This is a genomic window from Paenibacillus sp. 2RAB27, from assembly GCF_052115445.1.
Lineage (GTDB): Bacteria > Bacillota > Bacilli > Paenibacillales > NBRC-103111 > Paenibacillus_E.
This window is the reverse complement of record NZ_JBFRGR010000005.1, coordinates 18,690-38,485: the sequence shown is the minus strand read 5'-3', so window position 1 is coordinate 38,485 and position 19,796 is coordinate 18,690. Positions and strand designations below refer to the sequence as shown.

Sequence of the window (19,796 nt, the reverse complement as noted above, 5' to 3'; positions counted from 1 at the left end):
CTTCATGGTATAAATTCTTATTTGCTTGCTTTACTTACCGCCTCGTTGTTGAACAACATGCGTTAATTCATGACCAAGCAGTTCTTGCCCCTCGCGTGAATCTGGATTGTATCGGCCTTCCCTGAAGAACACATCATTTCCCGTAGCAAAAGCTTCTGCACCTAAAGATCGATTAATCTTCGATGACTCTGAATCATTATGTATATTTACGTTGCTGAAATCGGTCTTGAACGCTGATTCCATCTTCGCTTGAATGCTTGAATCCATTTTGCTGCCGCTGCCTTGTTTCGCCTTAATCTGCGATTCAATCCCTTCACCAGCCTCAAAACCGCCTTCGGACGATGGCTTCATCTGCAGTTCCTCATCCTCTGACTCCCCGCCCTCTGAACGTTGGATCGACTCCGATGATGGCTTCATCTGCAGCTCTTCATCCTCCGACTCCCCGCCCTCTGAGCGCTGAATCGTCTCTGATGATGGCTTCATCTGCAACTCCTCATCCTCCGACTCCCCGCCCTCTGAGCGCTGAATCGACTCTGATGATGGCTTCATCTGCAACTCCTCATCCTCTGACTCCCCGCCCTCTGAACGCTGGATCGACTCCGATGATGGCTTCATCTGCAACTCCTCATCCTCTGACTCCCCGCCCTCTGAACGCTGGACCGACTCCGATGATGGCTTCATCTGCAATTCCTCATCCTCGGATTCCCCGCCCTCTGAGCGTTGAACATCTGGTTTAGAAGTGCCGCCACTCTCCGAAGCAGCAATATGATCCGCTGCTTGTTTCCCCATTTGATCTGCTTCTTGCTCGTACGCATCACCAGCTGGACCAACCGTCATTTTGGTCTGAATATTCAACATATTGCCTACAGCGCGATTGCCGATAGCGCGTTGAATGTTCATCAGATCGGATGAGGCAGAAGTGTTTGTTTTATTACTTTTCTGATTCGTATGCAAAGAAGAATCTGGTTGCCGGTTAATATGGGATTTTTGCATGGCATAACCCTCCTAGCGAGCTTTTGATGGAAGCATTCGTTCAACCCTGATTTGCACTTCTATATGTCCGTCCCTTTTGTTCAAGAAGTCTGTCAATTAACTATATCACAACGCTATGAAGCGGAGTTTACTATTTGATCGAATTGCGATCTATAATGAGCACAGCGATATCATCCGATTGCACAGCACCATCTGCAAACAGATCTACATCCTGCACCATTTGACTAAGCAATTGCTCAGGCTTACTTGCCTGCTCCCTAACCAATACTTCCTTCAGGCGGACAAAACCATATTGGTTCTGAAGTTGGTCTTCAGCCTCCGTAATACCGTCCGTGTACACGATAATGCGGTCTCCTAGATCTAACATGACCTCATTATCCATATATAGCATGTCGTCCATAACACCAAGAGGAAGTCCCTTTTTCCCTTTCAAAAGCTCCACTTCACCGTTAGCCTTCACGATATATGGAGGGCAATGACCGCCATCACTATATAGAAGCTGACCTGTCGCTATGTTTAACACGCCGCAGAAAATTGTCGCAAACATGGTCGAATCATCCTTATACAGCTCTTGATTGACAGCCGTCAGCAACTCACCTGGCGTCAATTCCACGGACATCTTTCCTTTGAGCAGCGTCATGGTTACCGCCATGAATAGAGCGGCTGGAATTCCTTTGTCAGACACATCACCCAGCACGAAAAACAAACGATTCTCGTCGATACGAAAATAATCATAGAAGTCACCGCCTACTTCACGCGCGGGTCGAATCGTCGCCTGAGCCTCTGCTTGGGCACTAGTAAGCCCCTCAGCATCCTCGCCACGACTCTGTAGACTTATGCTCTTCCGAGGGAGAAAACCCATCTGAATATCCGCTGCGATGCGCAGTTCACTTTCCATGCGTTCCTTAGCTGCCGTCGTAACTTTCAATGCATGTACCGACTTCTTGAGCGCATCGTACAGCATAGCATTTTCTAGCGAAGCTGCTGTTGGCGAAGCGATCGATTCCAGCAACTGCAAGTCTCGATCCGTGAACGGTGCATCGCCACGTTTGTTCAACACCTGCAATACGCCAATGATCTTCCCTTTGCTGACGAGAGGAACACAGAGCATGTTGCGGGTTGGATAATCGACGCGCTTCGCGACCTTTGACGACCAGCGTTCATCTCGCGCAGCATCGTCAATCTTGACCGACTTTCCTGTCTGTGCGACCCAGCCTGCGATACCTTCGCCGATCTTGAGCCGGATTTCACGCACCTCATCACCTTTGGCTCCAAGTGCAAGATCGAAAAACAGTTCGCCCTTCTCCTCATCGACCAAAATAACGGACGAAGCCTCCGCGTTCATGATGCGGGAGGAGGTTTCCATGATTTTGACAAGCAAATCCTGTTTGCGAATCGTCGAGTTCACTTCCAGGCTTACATCAAAAAGCTGCATCGTCCGCTCCAGCTCCAGCTCTGCTACTCGCCGCTTTCGATTCCCAAACTGCAACTGGATGACAGCCACAAGACACAGGATAACAAGCACACCTACGACTATCTCCATCCAGCTCAGCTCCTTTGTTGCATGTCATGTAATTAGCCTTTATTTAATGGCATTAACCGCTTCATCTTCCGTCTCATACAATTTGAAAATGCTGCTAAAGCCCGACATATCAAAAACTTCCTTCACTTGCTCATTCATACGAGCCAGCGCTAGCTTGCCCTGAATGACTTTGACCATTTTGGCAGCGGATAGCAAGCTTCGTAGTCCTGCACTACTGACATAATCCAGTCCTTGCAGATTAAATACGAACTTGCCATTACCTTGCTCCACTAGTTTAGCGAACGCAGATTCCAAACTTGCGGATGTATTCCCATCCAATCTGCCCTGTAAGCTCACTAGCACAATGTCACCTTGCACTTGCTCGGTAATAGTCATGAAACACCCTCCTCTTGGATCCGATTTTTTCTCATTAGCAGCACATTCTCCTCATTCAAACGCTCATACCGAAGTTCATCCATCACTTGCCGGACAAAGTGGATACCAAGTCCCCCGATCCCGCGCTCTTCGATGCTCTGGTCGGTGCGGGGACTGGATTTGAGCAGTGGATTAAAAGGAATTCCCTGATCGCTCAGACAAAGCTCCCAACCATCAGGGGTTTGCCCAACATCAAGGCGAATCGTATGCATCCCATTTTGAGCCGATGGGTAGCCGTATAGAATAATGTTTGTTACGAGCTCATCGCAGACCAAATTGATTTGAAACAGAGACTTCTCATCCATGCCGAAGGACCCTGATAAGCCTTGGATAAAGGCTTGTAGACGCTCTAGTTCTTGTAACTCGTTGCGCAATACGATGGACTCAATGCCCAAGGGCGATCACTCCTACGACATTTTCAACAGCATGTTTTCAAGCAATCGTACTCTTGCACTTGATGCGTGAAGCATCCCGATCCCGATCTCCGGATATAACCTCACTAAGCGAGACAAGCTCTCCCCTTGCAAAGTAAGGACACGTACCTCATCAAAAATGACCTGTGCGGTAACAGATGAAGGTGAGCCATCTAACGCAGTCGTTTCGCCAACCGCTTGCTTAGGTCCCAAAACCCCGATCGTCGATGTCTCTCCAACACCGGTCTCATTGCTTAATTCAACATGTCCCTCAATAAGGAGATACATAGCAGCGTTCGATTCTCCCCGCCGCAATAAGTAGGTTAAATCCTCGTGCACTTCTTCCGTCGCAATACCCGCAATTAATCCTAATTCATCGACCGACAAATCCGCGAATAAGCTGACTTGCTTCAAGAAAATTACTTTATCCAGCATCGTTAAAAATTTACGTTCTTCTTTCATATCTGCACGCTCCAATGCGCTTAGTGCGTAGATGGAAATATCCTTGAGCCAGCTATCTGACCATGTTGTCGCCTCTTGAACCAATTGAAGCGGTTGTAATTCCTCCATGACATCCGTAACGCCTTGTTGCTTCAACTGGTCTAACAACGCATAGGCCAATTTACGATCGCCGAGCCCCTCCGCAAGGATCTCTAACCCGTTCTCACGAAGTTCGATATTCTCGTCTTGAATGGCTTCACGCAGCGTCATTATGATTCGCTCATCGACGAGCTTAGCCATGACTGCCCATGCTCCGTCAATGAGTGCCTCATGCAGCTCTCCACATCGTTCCTTCGCCAATTCCGCTAGGCCCGTCAGGCCAAGTTTCTCTAGCGCAGCAGGCAATGCACGTTCTTGGGTTGATGCTTGCAGACGCTGCGCACATAATTGGGCGAGCTCTGAATGAAGTCTGCCTTCATCCAATAGCTCAGCAAGTGTGGTTACAACCGCATTCCAAATGAATGGATTCGGATGCTGACTATATGCCATCAAGATCGGCAGTGCTTTATCACCCATATCCACAAAAGCTTGCAGAATGGCTTTGCGCAGCTCTTGATCTGCCATGGATACCATACTCAGCATCATGGGGATGCTTTCCACATGCTGAAGCTTACCGATACAATGCGCAGCTGCTACCTTCACGGCAGGACGCTCCTCATCGAGTAACGAAACGACCCAATCAGCATACGTATTCAGTTTCAGATCAGCTACGGTATGGCAGCCATAGACGGCCCATTCGCCGCCGGTATCTAGCATTTTGATAATGGCTTCGTCGCAAGCCGCGTAGCTTTCTTCGCTTTCTAGGGCATACAAAGCTTTGACGCCTTCATGCACAACCTTCGGATGCGTATCCAATAGCTTCACACGGATAAAGAAATGGGACTGACTTTTCAGATGCGAAGCTTTTGAAATCAACTTCACGCACTCAGCACGAACCTCAGGATCCTCATCCTCCAAGAAGGACGCGACTTGCACGAGGTCCTGAATGGTGGCACCCTGCAAGTTCATCGCACGTAATACCGCGATGCGAATCCGCGAGCTCTCTTCCCCAATCATTTGGATCAAATGCGGCAAGAACGCAGAATCTTTGGCTTTACCAATAATTTCTAGAGCTAATTCTCGCACGTAATCATTCGGATGCTTCAGATAGGCTAGAATAGCCGATAATGCCTTAGAGCTGCGAATGCCCCCGATAAAAGAGCTCGCAATTTCTGATAAATCCCCATGTAGGGATTGAACGCTTTTGACCAATTCACGAATATACAAATTCCTGCCGAACCACGCTACAACGACTAGAATCCCTGCAATCACCATGCCTAGCCAAGCCAGAGGCGACAATTGAAGAAGACCAAACGAGTACAGCATAGAGAAGAGCGAGCCAATAAGTATACCGCCAGAAGCTGCAACACCTTGCGCGAAATAACGATAGCCATCCCGTTTGGAGATTGGCATCATTTTGAAGAAAAGCTGATAACAAGGCTCTGCAATGTAGTACAGCAAAATATAAAACACCGCATACGACCCGGAAACCATGACCAATCCGAGCGATTGATTCATGAATAACGCTGTGAGGCCAAAGCCGCCGAAGAAGATGATCGTGATGCCTAATAATATATTACTGGCGCCTAACCAGTTCATTAAGCGCGTAGATACTGTTTGTAGCAATAAGCAGAACGTAAATTGAATCGCTGTGATTAAGCCATAAAACGAGGTCAAATCTCCCTCATTAGAGAACTTATATTCAGCAGCCGTGAAATATTGATACTCCATCATAAAATAAACAGCCGGCATCAGTGTCATTAGAGCAACCGCACACAGGAGGAAGGGATTTCGCAGCATCTGCTTCGCATAGTAGCCGGAAGTTGGCTGTTTCTCTTCGTTATCAGTGCGGGAGACGGGCTGGGCCTTATTCAGTCTCTTATCTTCCTTCAGGGTTAGCGGAACTAAATACCGCATGAGTGCCCTGCGAAAGAAGACGAAGCCGAACACCATGAGAATTGGGGCGAGAGCATACACAGCTTCTGTGCCAAGCAGTTTACCAAGCTGATGGGCCAACAAGCCTGCGGTAATGCCACCCGTCGTTGTAGCAGCGATGAATACGGGCATAAGTCGCTTCGCCTGTTGGGTAGGACACAAGTCAAACGCTGTACTCCACAGGAGCAAAGTTAGCTGCCTTACGACAAAGTTAGAAGAGAGAAACAGAATTGGATAGTAGTAGCGATAGTCGATACCGCCGAGCTTAAATCCCAGGAGCACAACACCGTTCAGGAAGAGAAGTCCCATCATAATAAGATAGAGTGTCGTCATCATCTTAGCCTTCGGCAGCCGGTTCGCCAGTTTGGCTAGGAGCCATCCTTCGAGCGGCATGATAGCAGCTTCAACCATATAAATATAGGGCAAATATTGCACGCCGAAGCGCTGATTAAAAAGTGCCATGAACGCCGTGTAATTTAAGGATTCCGCAATTCCGCTAAAGTAAAAGATCGGCAGCATCATCCAAAGTTTACGACTGTCTTCTGTGCGCAGCCCTATCCACCCTTTTAAGGTTCCTTGCATATCATCAGGTCCAATCTATTAGTCTATCTGTCAAGGGGACAGTGGTTTATAAAACGCGAGTCTAGCTTCACCTTCATAATAATAATTGGGATACGTACCAATGAGATCGAATCCATTAGCTTTGAACATCTTTTGAATGGGGATATATTCCGGCAAATCACATGTGTACGTTAAAATGTAACGTCCTTCTGCCGAACGGGCAAACGTTTCTAGGGCCTGAAATAACACCTTGGCAAATCCATGTCGTCGATATTCTCGGTGAACAGCTAAGTAATCCCAGAGGAATCCGCCGGATTGATGCTCATTTTCTTTGCAGCTCGTCACGGCGATAATGTCCCCCGTCTCATTCTCTATATACCAATGCCGGTGATTGCGCTGCGTTAAACTAAGCATTGGCGCATGACGGAAATGATCCAACTCACCTGGTGTATGACGTTGATCGTCGAAAGAAACAGGTGATAAGTAGAAATCTGTAATCCGTAACGCATCTTTCTCATTGGTCAATTCATGCACAGTCCAATTACTTACTTGCATCTCACAAACACCTCATTAAGAAACAGATAATGTACCATTCCATTCACCAGTCGTACCTTTTTGGAAATATTCATCACACATATAGAAATACAATTGGGCTGCCTTATCTTGACGATTCTGTTTAATAACCATCAAGAACGCTTCACGTGCATCATAGAAACGTCCCACCTGATAATACGTAACTGCTTGCTCGAACAAGGCTTTCGTCTTCTCTTTCAGAGCACGAATCGTCTCTGCATCACCTTGATAAACATCGAACAAGTGAAGAGGCTCTTTCACACCATCCACTTGGATCAAACCAAGATCTCGATAGAGGAAGTCCTTAGGCTTTTCCAAGGTCTTGACTACGGAATCCGTTATCAGAATGGATGATCCTAGCGGCTCCGTCATCTTCTCCAACATGGTCGCTAGATTAACTCCGTCAGAGATAACATTGCCTTCCAATCGCTGTTCCTCCCMAATAATGCCTAGGCGAAGAGGTCCTTTATGTAGACCGATTCCGAAATCAAGCGGTGAATAACCTACACTCATTCTATGCGAGTTGTAGATATCTAGCTCCTTCCGCATCTCCACACAAGCGAGCAGCGCTTCATCTGTCTGATTCGGGAATAAAGCCATAAAACCTGCGCCCAAATACTTATTCATAAGCCCTTCATGCTTGCGGACATACGGACCGAATCGTTTGAGGAACGAATTGACGAAGTTGAAATTTTCTTCTGGCGACAACCTTTTAGATAATTGGTAAAATCCTCGGATGTTAAAAATGAGAATGGACATGTGCTGTTCCACTTGATCCCCAAGCTCGACATCTAGAATGCTCTCTTTGTTCAAGAAGCGCAGAAACTGCTGAGGGACGAATCGATAGTAGGATTGACTGAAATTCTCAACCTTGGTGATATAATCTCGAATCCGCGCAGCCATGATGTTCACACTGTCGCCCAGGTCCGACACTTCATCCCGTGTATTAATTCTAACCACAGTATCCCAGTTCCCTTTGGCAATTTCACCGACACTGTTGCGAAGCTTCCAAATGGAAGATAGAAGAACATACGTCATGAGCACAAGCACAAGCAGCAAACCTATCGAGATAAAAGCGATATTGCGAATAATCGAATTTAGAACCGACTGGCGATGCTTCAGCAAGCCGTCTAAGTTCTTACTMGTTTCGAAAACACCGACAATTTTACCAGAGGAGTTAAAAATAGGTGCAATGGCATAGCGCCATTCTCCAGAGAAATCCTCCCATTGTCCTGTTGCCGTCTTACCTTCCAGCACGACTTGTTGATTCTCTGGCGTTTGTTGGAAAGGATTAAACATATGCATGCCATCATCGTCTTCGAGAATGCGATAAATGACGCCATTTTCATATTTGTATACAGCTTTATAAAAGCCTTGATTATCGTCCCGCGCATTATTCTCAAAAACAGATTGAATCTTCTTACGGAAAGATTGATACGTAGTACCACCATAATCCAAAGGGGATGTGAGGCTTTCCAATTTGTCGCCATCAACCAGGTTTTGCCCGTTTTTGGCAAGTAAGATCAGCTCACTAAACGTCTCTTCTTCCATTTTCTTAGAGAAACTGTTGTAAATGACGGTAGAGAGAAGAATCATCGAGAAAGCAATGACAGGAATAAGAATGAAGATTTGCTTCATCATAAGCGGCAAGCGTCTTTTCAGTAGGTTAACGAAGATGATTTTGATCGCATAAAGCACCAGTAGAATGAATGCTACAGCAATCGACCAAACCAGAATGGCATGATTTTGATCAGACCGACTAAATTGTGCTTCTATTAAGGAAGGTGTGATCGTACCATCGGGAAGTCGGCGATTAATTTGAGCTGACTCTACGATAATAAGACTGCCATCAGGACCAATACTGCTCGTAGTCGCGTCAAAAGCAAGCTCCACGCCACTTGCTTTGGCCTTCTCGTCGTTAACAATTCCCTCTAATACATAAGGTTGTTTCGGATCCAGCCTTGTAATCATACGCGAGTTAAAGTCAATGAAAATCAACCGTCCCTGATGGTCCAGGTGGAAGCTCTMCGGGAAATTGCGTCGTGTGCGATCTATCCCAGGCAGCGGATAAACCAACTCGGAGTTCCCCTCGTTAATAGCTCGATAAATTTCACCACTACGCGTGGAGTAGTAAATTTCACCCGGTTTAAATCCATCTGCTTCGGACACATATTTGTTAGCTGGAAGCGTAATCGAATACGTTAGCTTTGGCTCCGTGGTTGTCGTGTTGCCAACAGGTGTTTCGTATAAGGATAATTTCTTCACTTCATCATTGAAAAAATACACCATACCCTCATGCACTTGCACATTGCGCAAGGAGCCAAGTCGGTATCTCTTCGTCTGCGCATCCCCATATTCCTGAGTGAATAGGCTGCGATCAAATTCACCGTTTGGTTTATAGCGCACTATTTGTTCGGATTTAACTGCAATCCCATAAGGATCTAATAACGTACGAATCGTATATAAATAGCCCTGATCATCGACAGCCATATCGTTAAAACGATACACTTCACCATTCTTCCCCGTTTCACTCGTAATGGAGAACTGAAGAATACCTTGGGCATCCAGTTTATGTATCGTTTTCTTGGCATTATCGATGACGAATAAGTTATTTTGCGAGTCTGAGATGGCCTTCGATAATCCGTCGAATGGCATGCTCTTTTTCCATGGCCACAGCTGGATGCTATCTTGGTGTGTGCCTAGGTAAGTACCTGCAGCACMCAGTAGCAGCAAGACGAGCAGCAATGCCGCAATCGATTTCTTCATCGTTGTGTAATCTCCTCTTAATTTGTAATCTGAATGATTTGCATGGCTGCGTTCCAGTCGACACCTAAGCCTAAGGACTCAGAAATGAATCTTAATGGCACATAAGTCCTATCATCTAGCAGCAAGGATGGTCCATCGATCACGATAGGTTGTCCATCTATGTAAGCCGTAACTTGATTAATAGAGCTTGTAATAGTTGTATATTCCGTGCTTACCGTGACTGTAAAGCTCTCCGGGTCCCAATCTACCGCCGCTCCAAATGATTCGGAAACAGATCTAATAGGTAAATAGGCTTGTCCATTTATTATAACAGGCGGAGCGGTAAATTTGATAGAAATATTGGAAGAAAGCACGTTTTCTGCCGAAAGAGGCTGAATCGTGACAGGAACCTCAGCAAGGCCAGCAGAAGCAGGGATCGAAGTCATGCTCGCTAAGCTATCGGCGACTGCTGCAAGTTCCTGCAGCTCCTCCGGAGCGTACTTCAACTTCTCCTGGAGCTGCAGCTCGCCCAGCAGCTTCTCTATCTGCTGTTCCAGCTTCGCTTGTACGACCTCGTTTGCTGGCAGCTCCGCCAGCAAAGCCTGTACCGCGTCCAGCTTCGCGAACAGCGCGGCCTTCTGCGTCGACAGCTTCGCTGCGTCGACGGCCTCGATCGAGCGGGTCAGCGTCGCCACCCGCTCCGTGTCCTGCTGCGCCTGCGCTGCGCTCAGCGCAGCCTGCAGTTTCTGCTTCGCTGCTGCGAGCGAAGCCAGACCCTCGGATGCGCCCGACCCCGCATCCGCGAGCTGCGCCTGCGTCGCGAGAAGCTGCTGCAGCAAGGCTGCAGCGGCTTCCGGCTCGCCGGCGGCGAGGGCTTGCTTCAGCTTCTGCTGCTGGAGCGCGGCTTCGGAGGCCAGCTGATCCTCGCTGGCCGCTTGACCTGGGGGGGCAGGGTTACCGTTGCCGCCACTGCCTGTAGAGCCATCGCCCGGCTCGGCCGGCGATGCTTCCTCGGACAGCGCTGCGATCAGCGCGTCCGGGTTGTTCACGAGCGCCATCTGCGCGAGTGCGGCTTTGGTATCGCCTTTGAGCAGCGCCTCCAGCATGCCGAGCTGGGCCTGCGCGTCCTTGATCTGCACCGCGAGATCTGCGATGTCGTTCAGCTTCATGGCGGCAACTGCGGCAGTTTTGGCCGTTTCTAGTTTCACAATGTCTTGCTTTAACGTATCTATCTTTCCTTGAAGCTGCTCAGGTGTCTCAAGGGAAGCAATCGTGCCTGGCTCCTTGATTTCAACGGTCACTTTGATTGCATCCACGGCTTTTTGAGAAAGAATGGCGGAGCTTGGTGGATCTGTTAATGCATTAGGATCTAGCACATCATCCATACCTACCCAAGGAGCGCCTGGCGCATCCGCTTGATACACCATCCCTTGTCCCGAAGACGCCATTGTAGCGGTAGCCGCATTAAAAGCCTCAGGCGTCAAAGCTTCTAGCTTCACTTTGTACGAGCCGATAATGACCGTCCCTAAGCCTTCGTTCTCACCGTTAGTGTCTACACCCTGCCCAGCATTCTCAGCGTTGTCATCTGTTCCGTTGTCACCGTCACCGTTCCCAGTGCCAGCTTGTCCATTTGCAGAGCCATCTCCACCGCCAGCACCATTGTCGCCACTGGTACCTGTCGTTCCTTTGCCACCATTATTCCCATTGTTTCCAGTACTGCCATCACTTCCAGCTTGTCCATCCGTGCCCACGCTTCCATCCGCACCAGCAATCCCGTTTGCGTCTCCCGATGTCCCGCCGTTCTCAGCGCTAGCAGCAACTAACTGCCCTGTGCTGCCTTTTCCATCAAGTGGCAGCGTCTGAATGACTTTCCCTTTGTTATAGAGAACAACCTTAAGTTGATCAATTTGACTGAATTTTAGTGTTAAATTCCGTACCGGTTTATTGATCTTCGTCCGCTTCCCAACACGTTTACCGTCTTTGGTAAATACGGCGAAGTCCGTTGCACCCAGTTTTTTGCTTACACTTATACTGAAATCGCTAAGCAGCTGTCCAACCGCTGGTTTCAGCTTCCAAGTACCCAATGGCGCTTTGGGTTTCTGCGGTTTCATCGGCGACAAGCCATCATCAAGATCACGATACGGCAGTATACCTTCGCGAATCGTATTATTCACAGCTCCGCCTGTTCCTTGATTGAGCTTGCCAAGCGCCATTTTATACGCTATTTGTGCTGCCACGATTTGTTGATCCGCCTGATCAACCGCATCTTTAAAAGCTTGCAGCTCCTCAGACTTCATCAGGCTTAACTTCAGCTTTTGGTTCGCCTTCGCTAAATTGGTTACCGCATTATCCTTATCACGCAACGCTTGCGCATAAGCTTCTTCCGCACCTTTAGCTTCCAAGAAAGATTGCCGTACAGCTGCAATTACAGCATTTCGGCTTTCTTTTTCCTGCAGCTGCGCCTTGTTCTGCTCCATAGTTGCAAGTGGTAAAGCATTCGTCAGGTCATCCAAATAGCGCAGTCCATCAAATTCACCTTGCAGCAGCGACTTCGGAATGGGAATGAACCCGAGCAGCATAAAAAAGCCCTGCCAATCCTCTTTCACTCGCCCAAGTGTTTCATCATAGCTTGCTTGAAATAGCTCCATATCGATCTCTTGCTCTTTAAATAAGCCATCCATCACCCTCATGCGTGCCGGGCCAAATTTATTGCTATATAAATTACGAGTCGTGTTCAGCTTTTCATCCGCCAAACGACGAGCCTCCGTATCTCTTAATAGGCTTAATGTTGTCTTCTGCCCCATAGCTAGATAGGAAGGCAGCATTTTCTCATTCAAATCCGCGTAATCCGGCTGAAACGAAAGCTCCACTTTATTTTCCATATCAAGCTGCAGTAATTTACCTAGTGCCAAACGACTAGATTTCGCTGTCAATTGCGCTTGTTTGTAGTCCGATGCCGCCTTCTCTAGCGCTTTGTCCACTTTGTCCTGTTCAGCCGCATCGGCGAGACCGAATTTCCGCTTTTTAAGAACCGTGTCGATGGATGTTTTCGCTTCCTCAACTTTCTTACGAGAGCGCTCCTCGGCCACCGCATCTTGATAGGCAGTTAAATAGCTTTTCTCGATCTCATATCGCGCTGAATCCCCTTGCTGCCGCAAGGTTTCCTGGGCCAAATACAACTGCGATCTGGCATCTGGCACCTTCATCCGCGTACCAATATCCTGGCTTAAATTATGGGGCCTGGCGAATAATCCGGCAGCTTTGGCTTCCTCATTGTTAACCGTATGCTGCGCTTGTTCCAGCTCGATTCTTTTCTTCAAGACATCCGTTCTGGCATCGCGCAGCTGAGGACTCTTCTGAAGCCCTTGTTTAATCGCATCCTGCATGGTCAAAGCCTTTACCCCAGCAGCTTCCACCCGTGCACTTGCCGTCAGGATCGAGGATGTCGCAAGTAGACTTACGAGCCCTATTTTCACCATATTCAAACCATTCAGAACAAACCCCTCCGCTCACGTACTTCTCTCTCTTTATAGTACAATATCTCTACCACTCTCGCATCCATTCTTTGGAGAAAAACAGCGAAATCTAGCGAATATAGGATTAGATTGCCGCATATAACCTTTTCTAGTAGTATAAAAGAAAGATGAAAGCATATTTTGCCGAATTATTGCACGGGAAATAATTTCAAGGAAGGGGCTTGCAGATGGGGAATATCGTATGCGGTGGCGCTATGCTGCAATGCACATTCGGTGCTGCACCTAGCTCGTTAATGGTGCTCCCTGCGAATATGGTCATGACCGCGATGCCTATTGCCAATATCATGGATAATAAGCCCATGGTGAATATACTGCCGTTTGGGATGTGCAACTCCCCATCCAATCCGATGGTGGCAGCGGCAACCGCTGCGGCTTTTGGCGTTTTGACCCCGATGCCCTGCATCCCTGTCACTGCAGCCCCTTGGGCACCCGGAGCGCCTACCGTCCTTGTCGCGAATATGCCCGCGCTTAACAATAGCTCCAAATGCATGTGTAACTGGGGCGGTGTTATTTCCGTTGGGCAGCCTGGTCAGATGACGATTCAGGTCCCATAAATTCTTCTTTTTTTACAATTGAAACAAGGAGTGAGAGCATTGGAGCCGATTAAAACGATTGAGAAAGTGCTAAAGCCTATCGTAGCACCTTTCATCGGACATATTATGAAGGCCATCCTGACCGTAGGAAGGCTGCCTAAGCTAGCGATTATTAAATTTCAGCAAATGATGCGAACCATGTTGCAAACGCGTGAATCCTCTTTAAAAAACTACGTTTTGATCGGCTCCTACTACATCTCCAAGAGACTGCTTATTTTCATCCTATTGTTCATCCTTGTTCTCATTTTCTTCATTTTTATTCGACCACCTAAGATCGTTAATAAATGGTTCAACCGCGTGCCTGTACTTCAGGAAAACACAGCTAAGTTGGGCAGCTTTTCGGGTAATGGTAAAGTCGTTGTCGATCCGAAAAAAGATAAAAAAGAAGCTCGCTATGTCGGCGATCTGGTTGATGGTCTTTATTCTGGTAAAGGTAAGCTGTACCATGACAACGGCATCCTCGCATACGAGGGTGATTATGAAAAAGGTCTCAAAAATGGGAACGGCGCTCTCTATGATGAACAAGGACACCTGATTTACAAAGGCGCCTTCACGGCGGATGTCTATAATGGCGCTGGCGCCTTGTACGATGAGAAGCAGCGAGTCATCTATACAGGCGAGTTTCAAAATGGCAAATTCGGCGGGGCTGGCAAGTTGTTTGTACCTAGCGGTGACTTGCTTTATGAAGGAGCCTTCAATGGCGGCATGTATAATGGCGCTGGCAAGCTCTTTTCCTCGGGAGGAATCATCCAGTACGAGGGAGAATTCTCCGCAAGTTTGTACAATGGGGCAGGCAAGCTTTTTGATGCGAAGGGCATTCTCATGTACGAAGGCGGCTTCAAAAATGGCAGCTACTCCGGCGAGGGCACGGAATTCTACCCTAGCGGCATGATGAAGTATAAAGGTCAATTTCTTGTAGGTTTATATAACGGCGAGGGCACCTCCTTTGATGAAAAAGGCGTACCGCGCCTCAAAGGCGCGTTCCAGAGCGGCGCCCTGACCGGCGCCGGGGAAGCGTATGACGAGTTAGGCAAACTCGTCTACAAAGGGGATTTCAAGGCGAGCGTCTATGACGGCCTTGGCACGGTGTTTGACGCAGACGGCGCGCCGCTGCTGCGGAGCTTCTGGGCAGGCGGCGCAGTCAGCCTGCAGGGCTTCATCGGTTTGTCCAGCAAGAAAGTCGAAGACTTGCTGGGCAAACCGGCGGAAGTGACGCTGCAGGATGACAGCGTCTTGCTCGCGGGCCAGGAGGTGGCGGTCGCAGCCGCCTCCGATGTTGCTTCGCCGCCTGCCGATGCGGCAGGCGCGGGGGCTAGCGCGGCAGCAGGCGTGAAGCTGCTGCTGAGCTACCCGGCCTACCAGCTGTCGCTGCTGGTGGAGCCGTCGAAGACCAACCCGAAGGAAGCGGTGGTCACGTCCCTTAGTATTTGGGGCTCGAAGCCTCTAGCGCTGCTGCAGCCAGGCATCGAGACGTTCAAGAAGCTGAACGAGCCGAACGATGCAGGCTACAGCGTCATGGAGCTCGAAGTAGGCGCCGGCGTTGGTGCTTACAAGAACAGTTACTTTAAGGGTGATTATCTATTCACACTCACCCATTTCAATAGAACCAAAGAAGCTCACCTGTTGCAGGTGAGCTCAACGAAATAACCGACTACGCCGTCTTCTTAGGACGAGTGCATTTATTGGAAAACAGGGTGCTGGTGGTCCTGGTTGTACTGGTTGTACTGGTGGTCCTGGTTGTACTGGTTGTACTGGTTGTACTGGTTTTACCGCTGGTAGAGTTGGGAGTGGTAGATTTGGAGGGACACGTACGCTACAGATTTTCATTAACTGGAAAAAATACAGCTATTTACGCAAAGTTTCTTCGAAAACTCGATTTAACTGGAAAATATGTTGTTAAAACTACCTCTTTTGTTCCACTTGACTAAAATGTATGAATTTAACTGTATGTTTTCCATCTATTGCGCGTTTGATTGGAAAATCTCGAAAAATAACTGTATAAAATCCATCTATTTGCCTGGAGCACACGGTTCGGAGGTACTTTACGGGTGATCAGGGTTCTGAGACGGCAGATTTAGGCGACTTCGCTCAAGAGGTTGTTGATTTTGGGTAATTTGACTGCTGAGACGAGTGCGTTTATCAAGGCTCGACCAAATAAAAGCCTCTGGCCATGATTTCCGTGGCCGAGGCTTCTTTAATTCGATGAACCCTCCCGAAATTCTTGCAGGATTCTGCTGGCTTCATTGCGGTCCACGACCTGCAGCTTATTCAATATCGTCGAAACGTAGTTGGCCACAGTTTTGGCGCTGATCACTAAACGTGCGCCGATCTGGGCATTGGTGTGACCTTCAGCAATCCGCTCCAAAATCTCCATTTCACGTTTGGACAGTTCAGATAGTGCCGGATGTTCCGAGGGATTGAGTGTTCTCGGTTCCGAGAAGAAATACATCATGCGTGCCGCAATATCGGAGCTGAAGACAGCACCGCCATTGCCAACCATGCGGACAGACTGAAGCAACTCGATTTCGTCAGCGTCTTTGAGCACATAGCCTTTGGCTCCAACACGCATGGCGGTAAAGACCGATTGATCGTCACGGAACATGGTGAGTATTAGCACATGGATGTGCGGATATTTCTCTTTAACTAACCGGGTGGCTTCAATCCCATTGAGCCCTGGCATTCGAATGTCCATTAATATCAAATCAGGCTGACATTGTTCCACGAGCCCCAAAACTTCTTCTCCAGATGCCGCTTCTCCCACGACGATCAAATCTTCCGTGGTTTGAAGCAAATTTCGGACACCGCTTCGAAATATCGGATGATCATCTGCAATCATTATTCTCATCGTCTGTCATTCTCCTCTACACCGATTTAAACTACGTTCAAGACAAGGGAATGACCGCCAAAACCCTGGTCCCTCCGCCTGCAGGCCGATCAATGTTGCAGTGCCCCCCTAATTCAGCCGCCCTTTCCCGCATTGAAACCAGCCCAATCCCGCTCTTCCCCTCAGCAACTGGATGAACTGACAAAGGAGCAAAGTCTGCTCCATTATCTCTAATTTCCACCTGAAGCTGACCGGTTTCGGACAATTCCAGCCTTACCGTACAGGAGGTAGCTTTGGTATGTTTCACGACATTAACTAGAGCTTCCGTGGCAATTCGATACACCGCTACTTCAACAGCAGCTGGGAGTACAGGCAGCGGCCCAGGTGCATACAATTGAATGTCCAGCACCTCAGTGCCCTTCTCCCCGGCAAGCAATACCGCAGGCTTGGATAGGAGGGTAATCCGTTCCTGTATAGCCCCGATTAGCCCAAGTTCATCCAGTGTTGGAGGGCGCAGGTCATGAACCAGTGTGCGAATTTCCTCCACCGTTGAGCGAATGACTTTGCGCAACTCCCCCAGCATTTCAATCGCTACTTTAGGCTGTTTCTCGACATAAATCTGAGCAGTCGCCGCATTCAGCGCAAGGGCAGCCAGCTTAGGTGCCAAATCATCATGCAAATTATTACGAATGTACAGGCGCTCTTCTTCTCGCGCTAGCACCAGCTTTTCCCTTGACTCTTGCAGGTCCTGTGCCAGCAGCTTCATCCCCTGCGTCATATGCCAATTCTCCACAATGGGGCCAGCTTGCCTGAGGAGAACATCCAAAAATTTGTTATCTTCCGCCGTAAATCCTTCCCCCGCTGATCGGCTGGCTATGTGCAGGGTTCCCATTTCTTTGCCGCGAAGAATAATTGGCAAGACATGTTGTTCATAAAGTAGGCTGCCTGCCGAAGCAACTAGTGTCGTCTGTCCGCCGATACCGGTATAAATGGCCGTATAGGGAATTCGCAGCGCATCCTTCACCGTTCTTACAACAGCATGCAACATAGCATCAGAATCCTGAGGTTGAATCAACTGATTGCCTAGCTCAAGCAGCACCGCATAAGGATCGTCGTGGCGGCCCTTCATTAGCCGATTTATTTGCCGCTGCAACCATTCTTTTAGAGGTGCGAAAGCTGCCGCCACAATCGCGGTTGCCAGTAACGAAGCGACATAATGATCCCCAGTTTGAAATACTCGGCTTAAATAAAAAACAATCACTGTATAAATAAGCACGATGCAAACTGATAACGATCCATACACCAGGGTCCGTTTGACTAGCGGATCAATATTCCACAGTCTTTGCCGCAGCACGGCGAACATTAATGTAATGGGAATAGCCGTAAGGGAGGCATTCAATACGCCGTTCAAATATACATACGTCATTGCTGTTCCATCATTAAGACTAGGATCAAACAACGCACTCATGCCAATGAATCCAACAATGCCAATGGAAGCTCCATAAACAACCCATTTCGTCTGTTGCCGCTCGGCAGCAGTAGCCCTATTTCGAAACCGATATACTTGGGAATAGATCAAAATTAGTGTGGATGAGCCATACCAGAGAAACTGGAACATGGCCGGGATATGAAACTTTTCCCACATCTCCCCTTCATAAACGAGCGTCATCACATCCACGATCATAATCAGCACAAAAACGAAGCGCGACCATTTGGGCACAAATTTGCCATTTGGAAATAGTAAGAGAAATAAGGATAAGGAAACCCAACTTAGCATGGAAATACCTAAGAACCAATAATGGGCAAAACCAGCTCCTTCGGATGCCGCCATGACTAACGACGGAAACGTTGATCCGAAAGACACCATTGCGACGACTGCCACCAGCCCCATCGGTTCACGGAATCCTTTCCAAAGCACGATCGCCGATGTCATATAAAAAACGAATGTAAACACAACATCAATGAGTACGAATAACAGTCCAAATTGCTCCAAGCTAAACCCATTTGCCGGTAAAGGCATGGCAGGAACGAGATTACCGCAGCCTTGCAGGATACATTTTCCGACCAGTACTTTGTAGTACTGTGGAATCAAACTTACATATAGCGCAGCTGTCAGTAGACTGAAGCTGAGTACAAAAAGCTGTGCAATCCGCATCGCCAACACCACTTGCGGCTTGTTAACAGCTTCCGGGCTTCCTGCTCTGCTCAGATTTAACATTCATCTCACCCGCCATTCTTTCCTCAGTAATCTTTGCTTGTTTGTATTATAGCTTGCTGGAACGTTAGCTGAAAATGGCTATTGAGCAATTTCCCGACTCGGACCGCCGATTCCCAAATCGCACCCGCGAATATTCCCAAAAACCAGGAACGCAATGCTCTATTCTCCGTGATTTCCCTTCCAGTAATCTAAAGTATGAGCAACACACTTAACAATTGGAGGATGAGTAAAATGACAGAGCAAAAAGTTATCAAATGGCTAGGCATGATTTGTATTTTAGCAGGAATTGCAAGAATGGGGATGACCCCTGCCTCGCTAATTTGGGGAACGGATAGCACGCAAGAATTGACGACAGGATTAATAGCTTGCATCCTCATGTCTGTCGGATCTATCGCTTTTTACCAGGTACAATCCCGTGAAACAGGGGTCACCGGTTTTATCACGATCCTCGCCATCATCATTGGAAATATACTAACAACTGCGATGTTGTGGTCCCAATTTGCTGCTGGCGGCGCAGATGCGGTCCAACCGGAAGGGTTGCTGGTTAACATTTCACGAATGTTCGGTATGATTGGTTTCCTTGGAGGTACTTTGGTGTTCATGATCCTAACTTTCTTGGCAAAAGTTTTTCCTCGTTGGGTACCTGCGCTCATGCTGATTATGATTCTCGCAATGTTTTTGCCGATTGCCGATAATAAATATTTTGCTTTCTTCTGGGGATTGTCGTACGTAGGCATGGGGTACTGCATTTGGACTAAAAAGTTGATGAACGCTGCGTCATCCGCATCCCAACTCTCCTATGACAGGGACAAATTAATATCAGGATAACCTTATAGGTGATATGGTCGTGAAACACACAGACCGCTCTCTCTCCAGCAGGAGAAGGGCGGTCTTCTTCTTTCCACCTT

At 48.1% G+C, this 19,796-nt stretch carries 13 protein-coding genes; 3 read left to right on the top strand and 10 right to left on the bottom strand.

Going from position 1 to position 19,796, the window contains the following annotated elements; genetic code table 11:
* Nucleotides 1–30: 30 nt before the first annotated feature.
* The 8 genes from AB4114_RS09170 to AB4114_RS09135 all read right to left on the bottom strand — a co-directional run bounded on the left by AB4114_RS09170 (nt 31) and on the right by AB4114_RS09135 (nt 13,196).
* Nucleotides 31–993 carry an eCIS core domain-containing protein gene (locus AB4114_RS09170; RefSeq protein WP_441988182.1) on the bottom strand — a complete coding sequence of 321 codons (963 nt, stop codon included), beginning with the start codon at nt 991–993 and terminating at the stop codon, nt 31–33.
* Between the two features lie 130 nt (nt 994–1,123).
* A complete protein-coding gene (locus AB4114_RS09165) occupies nt 1,124–2,536 on the bottom strand; it encodes a PP2C family protein-serine/threonine phosphatase (protein WP_441988181.1) in 1,413 nt (470 codons plus the stop codon).
* Between the two features lie 39 nt (nt 2,537–2,575).
* Nucleotides 2,576–2,911 carry an STAS domain-containing protein gene (locus AB4114_RS09160; RefSeq protein WP_441988180.1) on the bottom strand — a complete coding sequence of 112 codons (336 nt, stop codon included), beginning with the start codon at nt 2,909–2,911 and terminating at the stop codon, nt 2,576–2,578.
* A complete protein-coding gene (locus tag AB4114_RS09155; protein ID WP_441988179.1) occupies nt 2,908–3,345 on the bottom strand; it encodes an ATP-binding protein in 438 nt (145 codons plus the stop codon). The genes AB4114_RS09160 and AB4114_RS09155 overlap by 4 nt, the downstream gene beginning before the upstream one ends.
* A 12-nt stretch (nt 3,346–3,357) precedes the next feature.
* Nucleotides 3,358–6,420, bottom strand: coding sequence for an MFS transporter (locus tag AB4114_RS09150; RefSeq protein WP_441988178.1), 3,063 nt, complete (start codon nt 6,418–6,420; stop codon nt 3,358–3,360).
* 30 nt (nt 6,421–6,450) lie between these two features.
* Complete coding sequence (locus AB4114_RS09145) at nt 6,451–6,954, bottom strand: GNAT family N-acetyltransferase (protein ID WP_441988177.1); 504 nt, start codon at nt 6,952–6,954, stop codon at nt 6,451–6,453.
* Between the two features lie 15 nt (nt 6,955–6,969).
* Nucleotides 6,970–9,738 (bottom strand): adenylate/guanylate cyclase domain-containing protein, encoded by a 2,769-nt coding sequence (locus AB4114_RS09140; protein ID WP_441988176.1) that lies wholly within the window; start codon nt 9,736–9,738, stop codon nt 6,970–6,972.
* Between the two features lie 17 nt (nt 9,739–9,755).
* Nucleotides 9,756–13,196: a stalk domain-containing protein gene (locus AB4114_RS09135; protein WP_441988413.1), complete on the bottom strand. Its 3,441-nt coding sequence runs from the start codon at nt 13,194–13,196 to the stop codon at nt 9,756–9,758.
* Between the two features lie 224 nt (nt 13,197–13,420).
* On the opposite strand from AB4114_RS09135, the gene AB4114_RS09130 reads away from it, so the two are divergent.
* Together AB4114_RS09130 and AB4114_RS09125 are read left to right on the top strand one after the other, a co-directional pair.
* Complete coding sequence (locus AB4114_RS09130) at nt 13,421–13,807, top strand: DUF4280 domain-containing protein (protein ID WP_441988175.1); 387 nt, start codon at nt 13,421–13,423, stop codon at nt 13,805–13,807.
* 39 nt (nt 13,808–13,846) lie between these two features.
* Nucleotides 13,847–15,493 carry a hypothetical protein gene (locus tag AB4114_RS09125; protein WP_441988174.1) on the top strand — a complete coding sequence of 549 codons (1,647 nt, stop codon included), beginning with the start codon at nt 13,847–13,849 and terminating at the stop codon, nt 15,491–15,493.
* Between the two features lie 547 nt (nt 15,494–16,040).
* On the opposite strand, the gene AB4114_RS09120 is transcribed toward AB4114_RS09125, so the two are convergent.
* Both AB4114_RS09120 and AB4114_RS09115 read right to left on the bottom strand, forming a co-directional pair.
* Nucleotides 16,041–16,691, bottom strand: a complete 651-nt coding sequence (locus AB4114_RS09120) for a response regulator transcription factor (protein WP_441988173.1) — start codon at nt 16,689–16,691, stop codon at nt 16,041–16,043.
* Between the two features lie 37 nt (nt 16,692–16,728).
* Nucleotides 16,729–18,888, bottom strand: coding sequence for a sensor histidine kinase (locus tag AB4114_RS09115; protein ID WP_441988172.1), 2,160 nt, complete (start codon nt 18,886–18,888; stop codon nt 16,729–16,731).
* Nucleotides 18,889–19,119: 231 nt separating this feature from the next.
* Between AB4114_RS09115 and AB4114_RS09110 the strand changes: the two genes are divergently transcribed.
* Nucleotides 19,120–19,716: a hypothetical protein gene (locus tag AB4114_RS09110; protein WP_441988171.1), complete on the top strand. Its 597-nt coding sequence runs from the start codon at nt 19,120–19,122 to the stop codon at nt 19,714–19,716.
* Nucleotides 19,717–19,796: the final 80 nt, after the last annotated feature.

What these genes read in the sequence shown, in the direction of transcription:
- AB4114_RS09120 (WP_441988173.1), bottom strand. Translation starts at nt 16,691, where the DNA reads ATGAGAATAATGATTGCAGATGATCATCCGATATTTCGAAGCGGTGTC.
- AB4114_RS09150 (WP_441988178.1), bottom strand. Translation starts at nt 6,420, where the DNA reads ATGCAAGGAACCTTAAAAGGGTGGATAGGGCTGCGCACAGAAGACAGT.
- AB4114_RS09110 (WP_441988171.1), top strand. Translation starts at nt 19,120, where the DNA reads ATGACAGAGCAAAAAGTTATCAAATGGCTAGGCATGATTTGTATTTTA.
- AB4114_RS09135 (WP_441988413.1), bottom strand. Translation starts at nt 13,196, where the DNA reads ATGGTGAAAATAGGGCTCGTAAGTCTACTTGCGACATCCTCGATCCTG.
- AB4114_RS09170 (WP_441988182.1), bottom strand. Translation starts at nt 993, where the DNA reads ATGCAAAAATCCCATATTAACCGGCAACCAGATTCTTCTTTGCATACG.
- AB4114_RS09115 (WP_441988172.1), bottom strand. Translation starts at nt 18,888, where the DNA reads ATGTTAAATCTGAGCAGAGCAGGAAGCCCGGAAGCTGTTAACAAGCCG.
- AB4114_RS09160 (WP_441988180.1), bottom strand. Translation starts at nt 2,911, where the DNA reads ATGACTATTACCGAGCAAGTGCAAGGTGACATTGTGCTAGTGAGCTTA.
- AB4114_RS09130 (WP_441988175.1), top strand. Translation starts at nt 13,421, where the DNA reads ATGGGGAATATCGTATGCGGTGGCGCTATGCTGCAATGCACATTCGGT.
- AB4114_RS09165 (WP_441988181.1), bottom strand. Translation starts at nt 2,536, where the DNA reads ATGGAGATAGTCGTAGGTGTGCTTGTTATCCTGTGTCTTGTGGCTGTC.
- AB4114_RS09145 (WP_441988177.1), bottom strand. Translation starts at nt 6,954, where the DNA reads ATGCAAGTAAGTAATTGGACTGTGCATGAATTGACCAATGAGAAAGAT.